At 72.5% G+C, this 18737-nt stretch carries 11 protein-coding genes; 3 read left to right on the top strand and 8 right to left on the bottom strand.

Going from position 1 to position 18737, the window contains the following annotated elements; translation table 11 throughout:
* Positions 1–1494, bottom strand: coding sequence for a DNA-binding protein NsdB (locus ACZ3HQ_RS22075; RefSeq protein WP_467513306.1), 1494 nt, complete (start codon positions 1492–1494; stop codon positions 1–3).
* A 261-nt stretch (positions 1495–1755) separates the two neighbouring features.
* Here ACZ3HQ_RS22075 and ACZ3HQ_RS22070 point away from each other — a divergent pair, with 261 nt between their 5' ends.
* Together ACZ3HQ_RS22070 and ACZ3HQ_RS22065 are read left to right on the top strand one after the other, a co-directional pair.
* On the top strand, positions 1756–2892 hold the full coding sequence (locus ACZ3HQ_RS22070; protein ID WP_467513304.1) for an aminoglycoside phosphotransferase family protein: 1137 nt from the start codon (positions 1756–1758) through the stop codon (positions 2890–2892).
* Between the two features lie 268 nt (positions 2893–3160).
* Entirely contained in the window at positions 3161–5128 is a 1968-nt protein-coding gene (locus ACZ3HQ_RS22065; RefSeq protein WP_467513303.1) for an N-acetylmuramoyl-L-alanine amidase, read from the top strand.
* Positions 5129–5135: 7 nt separating this feature from the next.
* On the opposite strand, the gene ACZ3HQ_RS22060 is transcribed toward ACZ3HQ_RS22065, so the two are convergent.
* From ACZ3HQ_RS22060 to ACZ3HQ_RS22050, 3 genes are all read right to left on the bottom strand, one after another.
* A complete protein-coding gene (locus ACZ3HQ_RS22060; protein ID WP_086695114.1) occupies positions 5136–5633 on the bottom strand; it encodes a hypothetical protein in 498 nt (165 codons plus the stop codon).
* A gap of 71 nt (positions 5634–5704) precedes the next feature.
* On the bottom strand, positions 5705–6607 hold the full coding sequence (locus ACZ3HQ_RS22055; RefSeq protein WP_467513301.1) for a universal stress protein: 903 nt from the start codon (positions 6605–6607) through the stop codon (positions 5705–5707).
* Positions 6608–6771: 164 nt separating this feature from the next.
* Positions 6772–7014, bottom strand: coding sequence for a DUF397 domain-containing protein (locus ACZ3HQ_RS22050; RefSeq protein ID WP_350907846.1), 243 nt, complete (start codon positions 7012–7014; stop codon positions 6772–6774).
* A 249-nt stretch (positions 7015–7263) separates the two neighbouring features.
* On the opposite strand from ACZ3HQ_RS22050, the gene paaK reads away from it, so the two are divergent.
* Entirely contained in the window at positions 7264–8559 is a 1296-nt protein-coding gene (gene paaK / locus ACZ3HQ_RS22045) for a phenylacetate--CoA ligase PaaK (RefSeq protein ID WP_467513299.1), read from the top strand.
* Here paaK and ACZ3HQ_RS22040 read toward each other — a convergent pair.
* The 4 genes from ACZ3HQ_RS22040 to ACZ3HQ_RS22025 form a co-directional block, all read right to left on the bottom strand.
* Entirely contained in the window at positions 8556–10049 is a 1494-nt protein-coding gene (locus ACZ3HQ_RS22040) for an acyl-CoA synthetase (RefSeq protein WP_467513298.1), read from the bottom strand. The genes paaK and ACZ3HQ_RS22040 overlap by 4 nt on opposite strands.
* A gap of 55 nt (positions 10050–10104) precedes the next feature.
* Positions 10105–11664: a phytoene desaturase family protein gene (locus ACZ3HQ_RS22035; protein ID WP_467513296.1), complete on the bottom strand. Its 1560-nt coding sequence runs from the start codon at positions 11662–11664 to the stop codon at positions 10105–10107.
* Positions 11665–11703: 39 nt separating this feature from the next.
* Positions 11704–12237, bottom strand: coding sequence for a hypothetical protein (locus ACZ3HQ_RS22030; RefSeq protein ID WP_467513295.1), 534 nt, complete (start codon positions 12235–12237; stop codon positions 11704–11706).
* 97 nt (positions 12238–12334) lie between these two features.
* Positions 12335–18580, bottom strand: a complete 6246-nt coding sequence (locus ACZ3HQ_RS22025) for a DNRLRE domain-containing protein (RefSeq protein WP_467513293.1) — start codon at positions 18578–18580, stop codon at positions 12335–12337.
* Between the last annotated feature and the right edge of the window lie 157 nt (positions 18581–18737).

Here is an 18737-nt window from a genome sequence, read left to right as displayed (position 1 = left end):
TCATGCCGGGGCCGCGCCGGTGCTGCGGCTCCGGGGCTTGGGCAGGGCCTGCCTGATCTCCTCCCGCAGTTCACCGACCTTCGGGTAGCTCGCGTACTCGGCGGTGAGCCGGTACATCTCGCGCAGCCGGTCCCAGGTGCGGCGGGAGGAGTTGGCTCCCATCGCCATCAGCGCCAACCGGGCGTACCGGGCCGCCTGTTCGGGGTCGTCCGCGATGAAGCAGGCCGAGGCCATGGACAGATGGTCGAAGATCTTCGACCGCTCCCGCCCGTCGGTCCTGAGCGCCAGTGCCTTCTGGGCGTAGTGCTGGGCGTGCACGGCCGCGCTCGGGTCGTGCTCGGCGAGCGTGCGGTAGGCCAGGGCCTGCATGCCGTACAGATCCTCGTCCTTGAAGGTCTGCATCCAGTCCGGCTGCCGGGTGTCCTGGCGGTCGGAGACGAACAGGTCCTCGGCCTGGCCGAGTGTGCGGCGCATCGCCTGGCCCCGGCCCATGGCGGCCTGCGCCCACGCCTCGATGGTGTGGAACATGGCCTTGGTTCTGGGCTGGAGCTCCTCCCCCGAGCCGGACTGGGCCAGCTTCATCAGGTCCATGGCGTCGTCCGGGCGGCCCAGGTGCACCATCTGGCGGGCCGCCCGCGACAGCGCCTCCCCGGCGCGGGGACGGTCGCCGCCCTCGTGCGCGGCGTGTGTGGCGATGACGAAGTACTTCTGTGCCGTGGGCTCCAGACCCACGTCGTGGGACATCCAGCCCGCCAGGACCGCGAGGTTGGCGGCGACGCCCCACAGGCGTCGCTGGAGCTGGGGTGGATGGTGGTAGGCGAGCATTCCGCCCACCTCGTTGAGCTGGCCCACGACCGCCTTGCGCTGGAGGCCGCCGCCACGAGCGGCGTCCCAGGCCCGGAACACCTTGACCGAGCCCTCCAGTTCCTCGACCTCCTGGGACCCGATGGGGGCGGCCTCGTAGCGGTCGAACCCGGCGGGTTCCGCGTGCAGTGGGTCGTCGAGGACGGGGGCGTCGGCCCGGAGCGTGGGGTCGGTGTGCAACCAGTCGTGCATGGCGCTGCTGAGTGTGGTTCCCGCGGCGAGCGCGGCACCCGCGCCCACCAAGCCGCGTCGGTTGAGCATGAGGTCCATTCCCGTGAATTCGGTGAGGACCGCGGCGGTTCGTTCGGGCGCCCACAGCACGCCGTCGGGATCTTCGCTCTTCCCGTCGCCCTGCCGTTTCCCCGCACGCCCGTGCCGTACCAGACCGAGGTCCTCCATGGTCACGACACGGCCGAGACGCTCGGTGAACAGAGCCGCCAGCACCCTGGGCACCGGATCGCGCGGGATCTCTCCCATGTCGATCCAGCGCCGTACCCGCGAGGTGTCCGTCGACAGTTGGGGATGGCCCATGGCCGCCGCCTGCCGGTTGACCAGTCGCGCGAGTTCGCCCTTGGACCAGCCGGCCATGCCGAACAGGTCCGCAAAGCGGGTGTTGGGTTGTCCGCTCACGTCAAGCCCCCAGGTTCTCGGCTGAGTTGACAGTAGCCCCGTGCAAGTTGCCGGGCGACTATTCGCCAGGGTTCGCCAGGGTGCGCCAGATGGTGTGCCAGTGGACGTCGGGTGTCAGGTAGGAAAGCGCCACCCCGGCCCGGTCCTCCCAGGGGCACTCCCCAGGGTGTGCCTGGGAGGACCGGGCCGGGTGGGCGCACAGCTCGTGACAAGCGACGCACAGGCAGGCACAGCAGGCACACGAAGGGATCTGTATCTCCCATGTACGCAGCATCGTCCTCCGTGTCCGCCCCGCCCCGGCCCCCACGTCCCCGCCCCGTGGGCGGCGGACCGTATCTGGACCCGGCGGCGCGACCCGGAGCATCCCTCCTGGGAGTGGGCCGGGCACCACGTATTCCCGGGCAGCCCGGTTCCCAGCCGCTCAGCGGCAGGCTCGACCTGTCCGGCCCGCAGGGCGCCCCACTCCGCACCGCCATCGCCGCGGTGCAGCGGATCTGCCCGGAGTTCGCCCCGGTGCAGGTGCTGCGCCGCAGCCCACGGTCCGTCACCTTCGTGGGGACGACCGGACGCAGCACGGCGGTGGCCAAGTGCCTGCTGGACCACACACCGGCGGCGGCCGAGCTGGTCCGGCACGAAATAGCTGCCTACCGCTCCTTCGTCCGGCACCGTCCGCCGGTGCGCGTGCCGCGCCTGATCGCGGCCGACCCGGAGAACTGCACGCTGGTGATCGAGCGGATGCCCGGCAGGGTGGCCTCGCACCGCCGCCACCCGCTGGAGGCGCCGCCGCGCACGGACATCCGGGCCGCGCTCGGCGCCATCTGCCGGCTGAACGCCTGGCGGCCCCCGGCGGGCACCTTCGGCGCCCCGCTGGACTACGCGGACCGCCTCTCCCGCTATCACGAGCTGGGACTGCTCACCGACCGCGATCTGGGCGACCTCCAGAAGCTGCTGCACGGCATCGCGCACGCGGCCGGCCGCCAGGGGATGGGCCAGTTCTGCCACGGCGACGCGCTGCTCTCCAACATCCTGATGTCCCCGGCCGGCCCGGCGCTGGTCGACTGGGAGCACGCCGGCTGGTATCTGCCGGGGTACGACCTGGCCACCCTCTGGCTCGTCCTCGGGGACGCCCCCGACGCGCGCCGTCAGATCAGCCAGCTCGCCCAGTCGGGCGGCCCGGCCTCGCGCGACGCCTTCCTGGTCAACCTGATGCTGGTGCTGACCCGCGAGATCCGCACCTACGAGACCGCCGTACAGCGCTCCATGCACGGCGCCGGCCCGGTCCCGGTCCCCTCGGGTGCGACCCCCTCCGGTGAGGAACAGCGCCTGCTCCTGCGCAGGTTGCACGACGACTGCCACATGGCCCGCCGGGCCGTGCGCGCGGCGGTCGGCACCCGGTAGGGAGCGGACACAGAGCACCGCGGTGCGCCCGAGCGGCGGCGCACCGCGGTTCCGGGTGCCGGGCCTGCGGGGCGGGGGGTCACTGGTATACGCCACTGACGCCGCGCAGGCCCGCGCCCCATCAAGCGCGAAACTCGCCCGAAACCCTTTGTGACGTGGGAAATCATCTTCCCGAAGGCATCATTGACGGATCGTCGGCAAGCCGGTACCACTGACCCAGCTCGGCGCCGCCCGTCCCGCCACGCCCCGCCCGTCACAGGAGGCCGCATTGCGAGGTTTCGCCCCCGAACCGTCGTCCGCACCCGGCGTCAGACGCCTGAAGCGGACCGCCGGAACGCTCGCCACGGCCGCCCTGGTGCTGCCGCTGCTCGGCGCCGCCCCGGCCGCGCCCACCGCTCCCCCGGCCGATCAGCTCCAGCGCGCCTTCGGCAGCGCGGCCGCCGAGTACCGCGTCCCGCAGAGCGTCCTGCTGGCCGTCTCCTACCTCCAGTCCCGCTGGGACGGGCACGCCGGGGCGCCCAGCGTCAGCGGCGGCTACGGCCCGATGCACCTCACCGACGCGCGTACCGCGCTGGCCGCGACCGAGCACCACGCGGAGGGCACGGAGGACGCCCGCGGCGACGACGCCCGCCCCGCGCTGCACCCCAAGGCCGGGGCGCCCGCCTTGCAGCAGCTCCCCGCCCGGCTGACCACGCTGCGCCGCGCGGCGGAGCTGACCGGTCTCCCGGCGGCCGAGCTGCGCACCGACCCGGCGGCCAACATCGCCGGCGGCGCCGCACTGCTGGCGGCCGCGCAGCGCGAGCTGGGCGAGCCGCTCAGCGCCGACCCGGCCGCCTGGTACGGCGCGGTGGCCCGCTTCTCCGCCGCCGACGACACGGCGACCGCCGCCGCGTACGCGAACGACGTGTACGACGTGCTGCGCACCGGCGAGCAGCGCACCACCGACGCCGGCCAGCGGGTCGAACTGGAGGCCAGCCCGCAACTCCAGCCCGACACCGCCCAGTTGGAGCGGACCGGTCTGCGCACCGCGCCCGCCGGCGATGTCGAGTGCCCCCGGTCGGTGTCGTGCGTGTCGGTCCCGGCGCCGTACGAGGAGTTCGGCGACAACGACTACGGCAACCACGACCTCGGTCTCCGTCCGGCCGCCGAACGCGTGAAGTACATCGTCATCCATGACACCGAGGGCGGCTGGGACGGGGTGATGAACCTGATCCAGGACCCGACCTATGTGTCCTGGAACTACACGATCCGCTCGACCGATGGACTGATCGCCCAGCATGTGAAGGCGAAGGACGTCGCCTGGCACGCGGGGAACTGGGATGTGAACGCCCGCTCCGTGGGCATCGAGCACGAGGGTTTCCTCACCGCCCCGGACACCTGGTACACGGAGGCGATGTACCGCTCCTCGGCCCGGCTGGTGAAGTACCTGTCCCGTGCGTACGGCGTGCCGCTGGACCGGCAGCACATCCTGGGCCACGAGAACGTGCCCGGCCCGACGGCCTCCACCATCCCCGGCATGCACACCGACCCAGGTCCGTACTGGGACTGGCGGCACTACTTCCAGTTGCTCGGCCACCCCTTCGAGCGCACCGGCACCAGCCGTTCGGGGCTGGTGACGATCCTGCCGGACTACGCCGCCAACCAGCCGGTGTACACGGGCTGCACGACGAAGGGCGAGCCCTGCCCGGCGCACGGCTCCGGCGAGGTGCGGCTGTACTCCGACCACGACGTGAACGCGCCGCTGATCAAGGACGTCGGCCTGCGCACCGCGCCGACCGACGGGGTCAACGACCTGTCCTCGCGGGTCTCCACCGGCCAGCAGTACGTGGTCGCGGACCGCTGGGGCGACTGGACGGCGATCTGGTACCTGGGGCAGAAGGCGTGGTTCCACAACCCCCACCACGAGCGCACCGCGGTCCCCGCGTCCGGGGCCACGATCACCCCGAAGGCGGGCCTGGCGAGCGTCCCGGTGTACGGCCGCGCCTACCCGGAGAAGGAGGCGTACCCGGCGGGCGTCCCGGCGCAGTCGGTGGTGCCGCTGCCGTACACGATCCCGGCCGGGCAGAAGTACGTGGTCGGTGACCGGATGCCGGGCGAGTACTACTACGCGGTCACCTTCACCGAGGACTCGCACCGGGTGATCACCGGCAAGGACCTGTACTACGAGATCCAGTACGGCCACCGGGTCGGGTTCGTCCGCGCGGCGGACGTGGACCTGGCGGCCGCCCGCCGCTAGCGCGGCCTCAGCCCTGCTGGAACAGCTCCGCCGGGAGCGGCTTCAGCAGGGCGTACAGGTCGTCGGTGATGGGGCGGTCCCAGGCGGCGATGGTCACCAGGACGCCGTCGCTGCGGTCGAACTGCACGCAGGAGATCCGGCCCTCGGAGAGCTTGAGGCGGCGGACGATCAGCAGGTTGTCGCCCTGGAGGACGGGGGTGTCCTCGGAGCCGACGACGGTGACCTCCTCCTCGTTGTCCAGCGCCAGCAGGAGCTGGGCGACCTCGAAGGGGATCTCGCCCTCGGCGGTCTCGCGGGCCGGGGAGCCCTCGGGGAGGTTGCCGATGATCATGGCGGGGCCACGGCCGCCGAACAGGTCGTAGCGCAGGAAGACGCCCTGGCAGCTTCCGTCGGGGGCGGGCAGCAGGCCCGCGCCGAGGTTGCCGGGCCAGTCGCCGGGGTCCATGGCCAGCACGTCGAAGTCTGGTCCGGCGGGAGTGGCGCTGCGGCGGCGGAGGAACGACATGCCGCCAATGGTACGTGCCCGGACGGCCCCGGCGGCGTGCGGGAGCCCTCGCGGCACGGCCCGGTGCGGGGTCATTCCCCGGCGGGGCCGGAGGGTACGACGGCGACGGGGCTCGCGGCGTGCAGCAGGACGGCCTGGGTGACCGAGCCGAGCATGCGGGTGGGTGCGAGCAGCCGCCGCCGGTGGCGGCCGACGACGACCAGATCGGCGCCGGCCGAGAGGGCGACGAGGTGCCCTGCGGCGTCGCCCGGCAGCGCCTCGGCCTGCGCGTCGACGCCGGGGTACTGGGCGCGCAGCGGGTCGAGGAAGCCCTCGGCGAGGACGCGGGTCTCGCTCTCCACGGCGACCTGGTCGATGGGCGGCGGCACGAGCTGGCCGGGGGCGGACCAGGTCTGTACGGGCCACGGGTAGGCGGCGATCACCTGGAGGCGGGCGCCGAGCAGCGACGCCTCGGCGAAGGCGAAGCCGAGGACGCCGTCGTCGGGGCTGTCGACGTGCAGTCCGACGACGACCCGGCGTCCGGGCCCGGCCGGGGGTTGGGCGTGCACCTCGCGGCCGGGGCGGGGGACGACCACCACCGGGCAGGCGGTGTCGCGGGCGGCGGCGACGGAGTTGGAGCCGAGCAGCAGGCTGGCGAAGCCGCCCCGGCCGCGCGAGCCGAGGACCAGCAACTGGGCGTCGGCGCCGAGTTCGGGCAGGACCGCGCCGGGCACGCCCTCGACGGCGACGTACTCCACGGTGGGCAGGTCGGGCAGGCCGGCGAGCCGGTCGCGGACCTCGTCCAGGACGGGGTCGCCGCTGTCGTCGGGCGGTCCGGCGACGAGGATGTCGGCCTGGCCCCAGGCGGCGTACTGGCGCACATGCACCACGCGCAGCGGTGCGACGCGGCGGCGGGCGGCCTCCAGGGCCCAGTCGAGGGCGCGCAGGCTGTCCTCGGAACCGTCGACCGCGGCGATGACCGGCACAGCGCTCATCGTTCTCACCTCCCGGGACGCGGCCTCCCCCCGTGCCGGGGCGGCCCTGTCGTCGGGGCCAGCCTCGCTCAGGCGGCGCTCGGCCGGGGGCGGCGCGGGGCGCGTGTTGGGCAATCGCGGCCGGAACACCCCCGGTCGGCTCCGGCGCGGGTCCGCCCGGTGCGTCAGGTGAGGTCGAACTCGCCCTCGCGGGCCCCCAGGACGAAGGCGCCCCATTCGGCGGGGGTGAAGATCAGGGAGGGGCTCTCGGGGCGGCGGCTGTTGCGCATCGCGACGAAGCCCTCGACGAAGGCGATCTGGACGTCGCCCCGGCCTCCGCTGCTGGACTGCCACTCGGCCCCGCTGAGGTCCAGTTCCGGCTTGTCCCAGCCCGTGAGCGACTGCTGCTGGATGGTGCTCTCGGCCACGTCCGTGCTCCTCCCATTACGTCGTCCGCGGCTCAGCCTAGCGACCGGCCAGGACGCCGGACAGGCCACGTGAGGGGGACCTTGTGGCGGGCGGGTGTACGCGGGCGGCGGGTCGCGCACGGAAAAATCCGCGCCTGCCTCTTGCCCGGGGCCCGGCGGCCTGAATTACTGGCCTCGGCAAGATCGACCGAATGATCGGTCGTCCGTATTGCGTGTCGTGACGCGTGTCGTGTGCGAGGGGATGCCCCGATGGCGGAGGAGACGGACCTGCTGGACGCGGGCGAGCGGCTCGGGCCCGAGGAACTGCGGACGCTCCAGTTGGAGCGGCTGCGCGCCTCGCTGCGGCACGCCTACACCCACGTGCCGTTCTACCGGGAGTCCTTCGACAAGGCGGGGGTGCGCCCCGAGGACTGCCGCTCGCTCGCCGACCTCGCGCACTTCCCCTTCACCACCAAGGCGGACCTGCGGGCGAACTACCCGTACGGGATGTTCGCGGTGCCCCGCGAGCGGGTGCGGCGGCTGCACGCGTCCAGTGGGACGACGGGGCTGCCCACGGTGGTGGGCTACACCGACAACGACCTTTCGGTGTGGGCGGACATGGTGGCCCGCTCGATCCGGGCCGCGGGCGGACGGCCCGGCGACATCGTCCATGTGGCGTACGGCTATGGGCTGTTCACCGGAGGACTGGGCGCGCACTATGGCGCCGAGCGGCTGGGCTGCACGGTGGTGCCCGCGTCCGGGGGCATGACGTCCCGCCAGGTGCGGCTGATCCAGGATCTCGGGCCCGGCGTCATCATGGTCACCCCCTCGTACATGCTGACGCTGCTGGACGAGTTCGAGCGGCAGGGCGTGGACCCGCGCTCCACCTCGCTCAGGGTGGGGGTGTTCGGGGCGGAGCCGTGGACGGAGAGCATGCGGCGGGAGATCGAGGAGCGGTTCGCCATCGACGCCGTGGACATCTACGGCCTGTCGGAGGTGATCGGTCCGGGCGTGGCGCAGGAGTGTGTGGAGACCAAGGACGGTCTGCATGTGTGGGAGGACCACTTCTATCCGGAGGTGGTGGACCCGGTCACCGGTGAGGTGCTGCCGGAGGGCGAGCGGGGCGAGCTGGTGTTCACCTCGCTCACCAAGGAGGCGATGCCGATCGTCCGCTACCGGACGCGGGACCTGACCCGGCTGCTGCCGGGCACGGCGCGGGTGTTCCGGCGGATGGAGAAGGTCACCGGGCGCAGCGACGACATGGTGATCCTGCGCGGGGTCAATCTGTTCCCGACCCAGGTCGAGGAGATCGTGCTGCGCACCCCCGGTGTGGCGCCGCACTTCCAGCTCCGGCTGACGCGGGAGGGGCGCATGGACGCGCTCACCGTACGGGCGGAGGCGCGTCCGGGTGCCACGCCGGAGATGCGGGAGGCGGCGGCCCGGTCGATCGCGGCGGCGGCGAAGGACGGCATCGGGGTGTCGGTGTCCGTGGAGATCGTGGAGCCGGAGTCGCTGGAGCGCTCGGTGGGCAAGATCCGCCGCATCGTGGACCTCCGCCCGCGCTAGCCGAGCCGGTCGCGCAGCTCGCGCTTGAGGATCTTGCCGCTGGCGTTGCGCGGGAGGCCGTCCACGAAGTGCACGCGCTTCGGGGCCTTGAAGGCGGGGAGCCGCTCGCGGACGTGGGCGATCAGCGCGTCCTCGGTGACCTCGTCGCGGGTCACGACGACGGCGGTGACGGCCTCGATCCAGCGCTCGTCGGGCAGCCCGATCACGGCGGCCTCGGCGACCGCGTCGTGGGTGTAGAGGGCGTCCTCGACCTGGCGGGAGGCGACCAGCACGCCGCCGGAGTTGATGACGTCCTTCACCCGGTCCACGATCGTGAAGTAGCCGTCGGCGTCGCGTACCGCGAGGTCGCCGGAGTGGAACCAGCCGTCGCGGAAGGCGTCGGCGGTCTCCTCGGGCTTGTCCCAGTAGCCCTCGCAGAGCTGGGGTGAACGGTAGACGATCTCACCGGGGGTGCCGTCGGGCACCTCCGTGCCCTCCTCGTCCACCACGCGGGCGTCGACGAAGAGCACGGTGCGGCCGCAGGAGTCGAGGCGCCCCTTGTGCTCGTCCGGGGCGAGGACGGTGGCGAGCGGGCCGATCTCGCTCTGCCCGAAGCAGTTGTAGAAGGCCAGCCCCGGCAGCCGTTCGCGCAGCTTCTCCAGTACGGGCACCGGCATGACCGAGGCGCCGTAGTACGCCTTGCGCAGGCCGCTCAGGTCGCGGTCGGCGAAGTCGGGCCGGCCGGCGAGCGCGATCCACACGGTGGGCGGCGCGAACAGGCTGTCGCAGCGGCCCTCTTCGATCAGGTCGAGGAGGCGGTCGCCGTCGGGGCCTTCGAGGATCGTGTTCGTGGCGCCGACCGCGAGGTAGGGCAGCAGGAAGACGTGCGTCTGCGCCGAGTGGTAGAGCGGCAGCGCGTGCACGGGGAGGTCGCCGGCGCTCAGGTCGAGGGCGGTGATCGCGCTGAGGTACTCGTGGACCAGCGCCCGGTGGGTCATCATCGCGCCCTTGGGCAGCGCGGTGGTGCCGGAGGTGTAGAGCAGTTGGACGAGGTCCTCGGTGCGCGGCTCGGGCCCGTCGTACGGCTCGGTGCCGGCCAGCCCCGCGAGCAGGGAGCCGTCGGCGTCGCGCAGCGGGAGGGTGCGGGTGCCGGCCGGGAGCCGGCCGGTGAGGGCCGGGTCGGTGAGGGTGAGAGCGCTGCCGGACTGGTCGAGCAGATAGGCGAGGTCGGCGCCGGTGAGGTTCTGGTTGACCGGGACGTGGACGAGGCCCGCGCGGGCGCAGCCGAGGAAGGCGATGAGGTAGGCGTCGGAGTTGTGGCCGTAGGCGGCGACCCGGTCGCCCTGTTGGAGACCCTGGGCCAGCAGCAGGGCGGCGGCGCGGGAGACGGCGTCGTCCAGTTCCGCGTAGGTCCAGGTGCGGTCGCCGTACTTCAGCGCCACGCGTGCCGGGGTGCGGCGGGCGCTGCGGCGCAGCACCCCGTCGACGGTGCTGCCGTGTCCCTGTGTCATGAGAGCCGATCCTCGGGCCGGCCGGTCCCGAGGTCAAGATCTTCTGCGGCCGGGGTCACTCCCCCAGCACGGCCATCGCCGCGTTGTGTCCCGGCACCCCGCTGACCCCGCCGCCGCGCACCGCGCCCGCGCCGCACAGGAGGACGCCTGCGTGCCGGGTCTCCACGCCCCAGCGACCGGTGCCGTCCTGGGCGTAGGGCCAGGTGAGGGGGCGGTGGAAGATGTTGCCGCCGGGCAGGCCGAGGTCGCGGTCGAGGTCGAGCGGTGTCCTGGCCTCGATGCAGGGACGGCCGTCGGCGTCGGTGGCGAGGCAGTCCGCGAGGGGTTCGGCGAGGTGGGCGTCGAGCTGGGCGAGGGTGGCCTTCAGCAGTTCCTCGCGTACCGCGTCGTTGTCCTGGGCGAAGAGGCGGGCGGGGGTGTGCAGGCCGAAGAGGGTGAGGGTCTGGTAGCCGCGTGCGGCGAGGTCGGGGCCGAGGATGGTGGGGTCGGTCAGGGAGTGGCAGTAGATCTCCGAGGGCGGGGCGGCGGGGAGTTCACCGGCGGCGGCCTGGGCGTGGGCGGTTGCGAGCTGGCGGTAGCCCTCGGCGATGTGGAAGGTCCCGGCGAACGCCTCGCGCGGGTCGACGGAGCTGTCCTTGAGCCGGGGCAGCCTTTTGAGCAGCATGTTCACCTTGAGCTGGGCGCCCTCGGCGGGCTCGGGCGCCGCGTCGCCGGTGAGGGCGGCGAGTTCGCGCGGGGAGGCGTTGACCAGGACGTGCCGGGCGGCGACGACGCCTTCGCCGTCGGCGGTGCGGTAGGTGACCTCGGCGGTGCGGCCGTCGGTGTCGATACGGACGGCCTCGTGCCCGGTGACGATCTCGGCCCCGGCCGCGCGGGCCGCCGCCGCGAGGGCGTCGGTGAGGGCGCCCATGCCGCCGACGGGCACGTCCCAGGCGCCGGTGCCGCCGCCGATGACGTGGTAGAGGAAGCAGCGGTTCTGGGCGAGGGAGGGGTCGTGGGCGTCGGCGAAGGTGCCGATCAGCGCGTCGGTGAGGACGACGCCCCGGACCAGGTCGTCGTGGAAGTTCTCCTCGACGGCGACCCCGATCGGCTCCTCGAACAGGGCCCGCCAGGCGTCCTCGTCATCGACGCGGGCCCGCAGTTCGGCGCGGGTGGGCAGCGGTTGGGTGAGGGTGGGGAAGACTTGCCGGGCGACCTCGCCGGTCATCCCGTAGAAGCGCTGCCAGGCGGTGAACTCGCGCTCGTCGCCGGTCAGTTCGGCGAAGGCGCGCCGGGTGCGCTCCTCGCCGCCCCCGACGAGCAGGCCGGTGGCCCGCCCGCCGCGCTCGACGGGGGTGTACGAGGAGATGGTCCGCCCCCGCACCCGGAAGTCCAGCCCGAGATCCCGGACGATCTTGTCCGGCAGCAGGCTGACGAGGTACGAGTACCGCGACAGCCGTGCGTCCACCCCGGCGAACGGCCTGCTCGACACGGCGGCGCCCCCGGTGTGCCCGAGCCGCTCCAACAGCAGGACCGAGCGCCCGGCGCGGGCCAGGTAGGCGGCCGCGACCAGTCCGTTGTGTCCCCCTCCGACGATGACGGCGTCGTAGGTCCGGGTTCCCTCGTGTGCAGGCATGGTTCTTGGTAGCACGGTTGATCTTCGCCGGGTAGGGGGTTAGTCGGTGCAGCTCGCCCCCGCCGCGCTGCCGTCGGCGTTGGAGCCGACCGTCACCTCGTAGGCGAGGCCCTTGCCGGGGGCGGGGGCGGGTGACCAGGCGCCGAGCTGGAAGTCGACGTCGAGCACCAGGTGGCGTCCGTCGTCGGTCCGGGTCCAGCAGGCGGCACCGGTGTGCGGGGCGGGTCCGGTGTGCCAGCCCTGTGCGGCGGCGGTGCGGGTGTAGTGGTCGATGACGGCCTGGCGGGTGCCGGAGAAGGCGTAGACACGGTCCGCGTGCAGCCAGGCCGGGCCCGCGCTGTCGTCGTCACAGCCCGTGGAGACGCCCGCGCCACGGTAGTTGGCGGGGTCGGCGGCGCCGGCGGGGGGCGAGGACAGCACCTTCTGGGCGGCGAGGTCCTTGCGCGCGGCATCCGAGCCGTCGCAGCTCGCGCCGCTGCCGACGAGCGAGCATCCGCTGAGCAGGGCCGCGGGCAGCAGAAGGACGGCGGCGAGGGCGGTGTGGCGGAAGAGAGGGGGGACGGTGGGGGACAACTCTGCTCCTGGGAACGGGATCTGACGAGCGCCGGTGCGCTCCGGCAAGGCGGGAGCGCACCGGCGCGAGGGTGTCACCGGGGTGCGCCGCGAGCGGCTATCCCCAGAGGTAGCCGTAACGGAAGAGGTAGCTGCCGACCTGGTAGAGATACTGGAGCAGCAGGCCCCTGTTCAGCCAGTACCGGGTCTGCCTCCGGTTGTAGCTGCTGGACTCGAAGATCCGCGCGACCCGGTTGTTGTGCTGGTCGACGCGGGTGTCGCACCGCCCGTGCCGGGGGCAACGCTCGCCCCACTCATGGGCGTTGCCGATCCGCTCCGCCGCGTTCCAGCCGAAGAAGTACGTGAGGCTGGCCTGCCAGATGAAGTGGCGTACGGCGTTGCGGCGGCCGCGGTTGCCCTTGATGTTCCAGGACAGCACGCCGGACAGGTACATCACGAACACGCAGTTGGAGTAGCCGAGGCTCATGCACGCCCGGACCTCGTGGCACTCCTTGTTGCAACGCCCGTCCAGGTCGTAGCTGTTGACGGGGTCGCCGCCGGCGTATTCGTAGGCGTTCGCGCTGCCCCCGCGTACCGGGTCCACGGAGAGGAAGCGGCCGGTGGCGGGGTCGTAGAGCCGGGCGCCCATGAGCACGATGCCGCTGACGGTCTCGGCGGAGCGCTGCTTGCCGCCGAGCCAGCCGTAGCGGGCGGCGGGCTGGCCGGTGCGCGGGTTGCCGTACTCGTCGGCGTCCAGCACGGTCGGGGCGATGCCCTGGTCGGCCGGGAGCTGGAGCGTGACATCGCCGTGCAGGTTGGCCAGTTGGAGGACGACACCGCCGGTCTTGGTGCTGGTGGCCGCCAGGTCGCCGTCGGTGCCGGTGACGTTGCGGGTGACGGCGCCCGCGGTGTCCTCGGCGATCCAGCGGGGGCTGTCCTCGTCGCCGCCGAAGTGGTTGACCTTCGCGGCGCTCTGGGTCCAGGTGCCCGAGGCGTTGCTCTCCTCGGTCCAGGTGCGGAGTCGCTGGGTGGAGTCCAGGGTCCAGGTCTGGCGCCGGGCGCCCGAGGTCATCTGCTGGACCATGTCGTTGGCGAAGTAGGCCAGCGTGGTGCCGGGGCTGGTGGTGGTGCGGCCGAACGCGTCGTAGACGTAGCCGGAGTTCACCAGCCGGTCGGCGCTGTCGTAGGTGTAGCTCTTGGTGGTGGCCCCCGAGGTGGTGCAGTCGGCGCCGACGGGAGCGACGGCGGTGGCGAGCGTCTTGCGGTTGCTGTTCTTGTCGAAGGTGTAGGTGCGGGTGGTGCAGTAGGCGTCGGTGCTGGTGTCCTGGGCCTGGGTGAGGCGGCCCGCCGCGTCGTAGGTGAAGCTCTGCGAGGCGGTGACGCCGGGGGTGCCGGTGTGCGTGGCGCGCCGGCCGTGCACGGTCAGGGTGACGCTGTCGGAGACCAGGACGGTGCCGTCCGAGGTGCGGGTGTAGACCTTGGCGGTCTGCGCCCCGGTCGGGTCGGTGGTCTGGGCCATGGTGTAGCCGCCGGGCAGCGTCTGGGTGGTGACGGCGCCGTCCGCGTCGTAGCGGCTGGAGAAGGTGCCCGCCACCGAGTCGGTGACGGAGGTGGCGAGGCCGCGCGGGTCGATGCCGGTGTCGTAGGTGTAGGTGGTGGTGGAGGGCACGCTGTCGGAGACGGTGACCGGCCGGTCCAGGGCGTCGTAGGCCGTGGTGGTGGTGCCGCCGTCGGCGTCGGTGTAGGAGATGCGCCGGCCGAGCGCGTCGTACGCCTCGGTGATCGTGCCGCCGCTCGTGGAGGTGACCTTGACCGGCAGGCCGGTGGCGGGGTCGTAGGAGGTGGTGCTCGCCGGTGCGGCGGCGCCGAGTCCGCCCGCGGTGGTGAGGGTGGTGGCGCGGCCGGCCGTGTCGAAGCCGGAACTCACGGTGCGGGTCACGCCGTTGGCGGTCTCGGTGACCTTCACGGCCTGCCCGTACTGCCCGTACTCGAAGGTGCGGGTGGGCAGTGCGGCCGGGTTGGAGCCGCCGCCGGTGATCGCCGCGGCGGGCGCGGTCTGGCAGACGAGGTCGGCCCATTCGGGCCGGTTGCCGCAGGTGCCGGTGCCGGTCGCGGTGTAGTAGGTGGTCCGGGTGGTTCCGGCGTCGCTGCCGCTGGAGGCGGGCTGGGCGGTGGCGGAGACCCGGTTCTGGGCGTCGTAGGCGGTGGTGGACGTGATGTCGAGTCCGCCGGGGTCCTGCGTGGTCCCGGTGGGCTGGCCCTTGGCCCAGTCGACCGCGTACGAGGTGACGCGGGGGTCGGCGGTCAGGGTCGGCCAGGAGCGCGGCTGGGCACCCACGGTGGACTTGGTGACCTGGTCCTGGACGATCGCCGAGCCGTCGGTGGGCCGGCCCGTGTCGTACTCCTGGACGGTGTGGGCGCGGGCGGCCAGCCGGGTGCCGGCCGTGGCGAGTGTGGTGGTGCCGCTCACCAGGTCCGCGGCGAGGGTGATCTGGTGCAGCGGCTCGTAGGTGTCGGTCTCCCGGACGCCGTCCGCACTGAACACCGAGGTGGCGGAGAGCAGTTGGGCGCGTTCGGCCGAGGACAGGGCGTTAATGCCGAGCGCGGTGAGCTGGGTGCGCTGGTCGGCGGTGGTGCCGAGCGCCAGTTCACGGTTGCCCGCGGTGAGGCTGCGGACGGTGTTGCCGTACCCGTCGTACTCGGTGACGCCGATGCGGTGTCCGGGTGCGGCCCGGTCGACCTCGCGGCCGGAGGCGTTCAGGTAGTGGAGGTCGGCGCGGGTGTAGGAGCCGGACGTCAGGGACGGTCCGTCGTGGCTCGCGGGCACCTGGTCGGCGGGGAAGACGGCGGTGCCGTCGGTCGGCAGGTCGCTCTGGCCCCATGAGGCGAGCGCGGCGGCGCCCAGGTCCTCCGGTGCCGCTCCCCCGCTGAGCGGGACGCCGTAGACGACGTTCGTCTCGGCGGTGCCGTTGGTCTGGGTGGCGCTGCCGGGGGTGAGCGTGGCGCGGGAGACCTTCAGCAGCATCCCGTCACCGGCCGCCGGGTTGGACCCGGCCTGCCCGTAGGTGAACGTCCACGGGAGCCGGCCGGGCGGGGTCTGGGTGGTGACGCGGCCGGTGGAGTCGTAGCCGTACACCGTCTTCAGCGCCGGGGAGATCCGCGGGTCCCAGGACTCCACCAGGCGGCCGGAGCCGTCGTAGCGGTAGGCGGCGACGGTGGTGGCGGTCGCGGAGGCGGCGCCCGGCGCGGTGGACCACAGCTTGAGCGAGGCGACCTGGTCCTTCACGTCACCGGGGACCGTGGCGGTCGCGGTGGTCGTGGTGGCGTACCCGAACTCCAGGACGCGGCAGCCCTTGGTGGACGGGGTCGCCTGGCAGGTGGCCGCCGGTACCGCCGAGGTGGGCGCGATCAGGTACTTGGGCCGGGCGGTCTGCACCCCGCCGACCGTCACCGGCTCGGACACGGTCGTCGTGGTGGAGTCGGCGACGCCTTCGGTGTAGGAGGTCCGCACCTGCCAGGTGGTGCTGGTGGCCGTGGTGCGGACGAACGTGGTGATCTGGCCGTCGCTGGTCTCGATGCTGAAGCCGCCCGAGAAGGAGCCCGTCAGCGTGTAGTCCTCGGCTCCCGGCTCGGGCGTCCAGTCCGTGCCGCTCTCGGCGGAGGTGAAGTGGATCTCCGAGCCGTCGGCGGCGGAGACCACGCTCAGCGAGGTCGCGGAGGTCTTGCGCAGGTAGGAGAACGGCGTGTCGACCTGGTCGGAGGCGGCGCCGTACACCCACTCCTTGCCGAAGACGGGCGCCTGGTCGTCGTCGCCGCCGGCCTGCGGGGTGCGGGAGGAGGCGGTGCGCTGGACCGACATGTCGAAGAACGAGGCGTCGGTCGCGGACAGGGTGTAGTCGCCGGTCAGCAGGTTGAGCGAGCCCGGTCCGACGTCCTCGGTCGCGGCGCCGTCGGCGTTGCGGTCGACGACGACCTCGATGGCGTCGGAGGAGGCCGGGGCGCCGGAGCCGGTGAAGTCGGCGCGGAGCTGGACGGTGCCGTCGGGCGTGACCGTGGTGGTGGCGTTCCAGGTCAGTTTGGCGCTCTTGCCCGAGGTCAGCGGGGCCGGCCAGGAGGACAGCGGCTGGCCGCCCACCGTGACGTCGGCGGCCGGGACCGGGGTCCACGCCGCGTCGTCACCGCGCCGCCAGTCGAAGGACACCCCGGTGAACCGGCTGCCGTCCGCCTCGGCGGTCAGCGGCACGCGGGCCGCGGTGCGGGTGCCGTTGCGGGGGCTGGTGACGCCGCCGGGTCCGACGTGGAAGGTGTACACGACGGGGTCGGACTTGTTCTCCGCCTTGTCCGTGGTGCGCACCGACAGGACGTTGGTGCCCGCGGTGTCCGGCTTCAGCGTGATCTTCACCGGGGTGGTGGTGCCGCCGGTGGGCACCTGGGTCCAGGTGACACCGTCCAGCGACCACTCGACGCCGTTCTGGTCGCCCGAAGGGGGCGTGACGGTGAAGTCACCGGCCTGGCCGACGCCCTTGACCCAGCCGCTGGCCGGATAGTCGGTGGAGGTCACCGAGGTGGGCGCGGAGGGCGCGGTGGTGTCCACGGTGAACGTGGCCCAGGACGACCACCCCAGGTTGTAGTGGGTGCCGTCGTAGGGGCTGGTACGGAACTTGTAGGTCTTGCCGTCGGTGAGCACCCCGGCCGGGACGGTCACCGAGGCGGGCTGCCCGCTGGGCACGTACGGCGACACCAGGACGTTGCCGACCTGGGTGTTGGTGGCCGCGTCGTAGATCTGGAAGGTGCCGTCGACGGTGTCGTTGTTGACGTCCACGAAGGTGTCGGTGAGCGTCGGCGTGGTCGTGTTGACGTACCAGGTGCCGTTGGTGCCCTTGAAGAACGGGGGCCCGGCCTGCTGGTCGGTGCCGGTCTTGGGCCGGTAGTTGTAGGTGACCGTCAGCTTGGGCACGTTGGAGGCTGCGTTGGCCGAGTTGAACCGCTTCCACTGCAGGGTGGAGGCTTCGTCGGGTGCCTGGAGGCCCATGCCGCTGGTGGTGTTCCTGGCGGAGGCCCAGTTCTGGACGAGCGTGGTCACGTCGGCGTTGACCCAGCCGTCCGGCGCGGCGGCGCAGCCGGGGTTGCCGCGGGTCTCGCTGGAGGTGGCCGCCTTCTGGTTCCAGGCGGGCTGGGCCGTCCAGCGGGAGGCGGTGGACGCCTTGCCGGTGTCCCACACGTCCCAGGGGTAGTTCTTGCAGTCGGTGTTGCCGGAGTGGAAGTTCCACAGGCTCAGCTTGGCGTTCGACACCAGGGAGTCGCTGATGGGCGCGGTGTTCCAGGTGATGAAGGACCGGGCGGTACGGGGGGTGCCGTCACCGTTCTTGGTGCCGGGGTTGCCGAGGTCGAGTTCGACGTCACCGGACCAGTCGACGGTCTCGCCCTGCTGGACGTAGGTGTCGAAGACGCTGGACAGCGCGGTGGTCGAGGGGTCCACCGTGACCGGGTAGGTGGTCGCCGGGTCGGCCAGGAACTTCGCGTCCGGGGTGAAGGTGAGGTCCAGCGCGCCGTGGGTCCGCCGGACGGTGAGCTTGACCGGTGCGCGGTGGGTGTGCAGCCCGGAGACGGGGTCGACACGGGCGTCCCACATCACCGGGGCGGGCATGACCGCCTGCTTCCTGCCCTTGTTGTCGGTGAGGAGCAGGCTGCCGTCCTTCTGCTGGGCGGCCTTGAGACCCTTCGCCCTCAGCGGCAGGGTGTAGTGGTAACCGCCGTGATCGGGGCGGGTGTTGAGGTTGACGAACTGCTCGAATCCGGTGCGGGTGGCCGTAACGACCATGTCACCGCCGGGTACCGCGTCCCGGTAGGTGGCCCGGTTGCCCTTCAGAGCGGGCTTCGGCAGCGCGCCCTTCCACTGGAGCGTGACCTCGCGGTCGCCGTTCCCGAGGGTCACGAGGTCGGTGGTCCTGGCCGAAGTCGCCTTGCCGGTCAGGGACTTGGGCGCAATGCCGGTGGGGCCGGCCAGGCGCAGGCCGCGCGGGTGGGCCTTCGGCTCGATGTCGCCGTTCGCGTCATGCACCAGGTCCAGGTCGACGCCGCGCCACTTGCCGGTGCCGGGGTCCTTGAACCGGACGGGTCCTGCGGTGAGTTCGGTGGTGAGTGAGCCGTTCTTGTTCACCCAGGTGGTGGAGGTCTCCGTCCGTTCGGACAGGGCTTCCACGCGCTTGCCCGAGAGCCGGGCCGCGACCCGTGCCGACGGGAGGTCCGGCGCCTGGGTGGCGGCCGGCTTCTTCGCCGTCTCGGCGGGCCGGGACTGCTGCGCGGAAGCGGCGGCGGCCACGTAGGCGGTGTCGAGCAGGGTGATGCTCAACGTCAGGGACATGACAGCCGCGCTCCAGCGGGTGCCGCGTCCGATCCGGAAATGTCTGTGCCGCGAGGGCCTAGACCGGTGGATCGTCATGATTCTTCGGCCATTTCACTTCGTGACGGTGCATCACAGGTGTGAAGCGCCTGTGAAGTTACGATGATCGAAAAGATGC

The sequence above is a fragment of the Streptomyces sp. NPDC018263 genome, assembly GCF_055562575.1.
Note: the sequence above shows the minus strand (reverse complement) of the source record. Positions and strands in the feature narration are given on the sequence as shown.

Coding starts and splice junctions, on each gene's coding strand:
- ACZ3HQ_RS22035 (WP_467513296.1), bottom strand. CDS start 11,664: ATGCCTGCACACGAGGGAACCCGGACCTACGACGCCGTCATCGTCGGA.
- ACZ3HQ_RS22040 (WP_467513298.1), bottom strand. CDS start 10,049: ATGACACAGGGACACGGCAGCACCGTCGACGGGGTGCTGCGCCGCAGC.
- ACZ3HQ_RS22070 (WP_467513304.1), top strand. CDS start 1,756: ATGTACGCAGCATCGTCCTCCGTGTCCGCCCCGCCCCGGCCCCCACGT.
- ACZ3HQ_RS22055 (WP_467513301.1), bottom strand. CDS start 6,607: ATGAGCGCTGTGCCGGTCATCGCCGCGGTCGACGGTTCCGAGGACAGC.
- paaK (WP_467513299.1), top strand. CDS start 7,264: ATGGCGGAGGAGACGGACCTGCTGGACGCGGGCGAGCGGCTCGGGCCC.
- ACZ3HQ_RS22060 (WP_086695114.1), bottom strand. CDS start 5,633: ATGTCGTTCCTCCGCCGCCGCAGCGCCACTCCCGCCGGACCAGACTTC.
- ACZ3HQ_RS22025 (WP_467513293.1), bottom strand. CDS start 18,580: ATGTCCCTGACGTTGAGCATCACCCTGCTCGACACCGCCTACGTGGCC.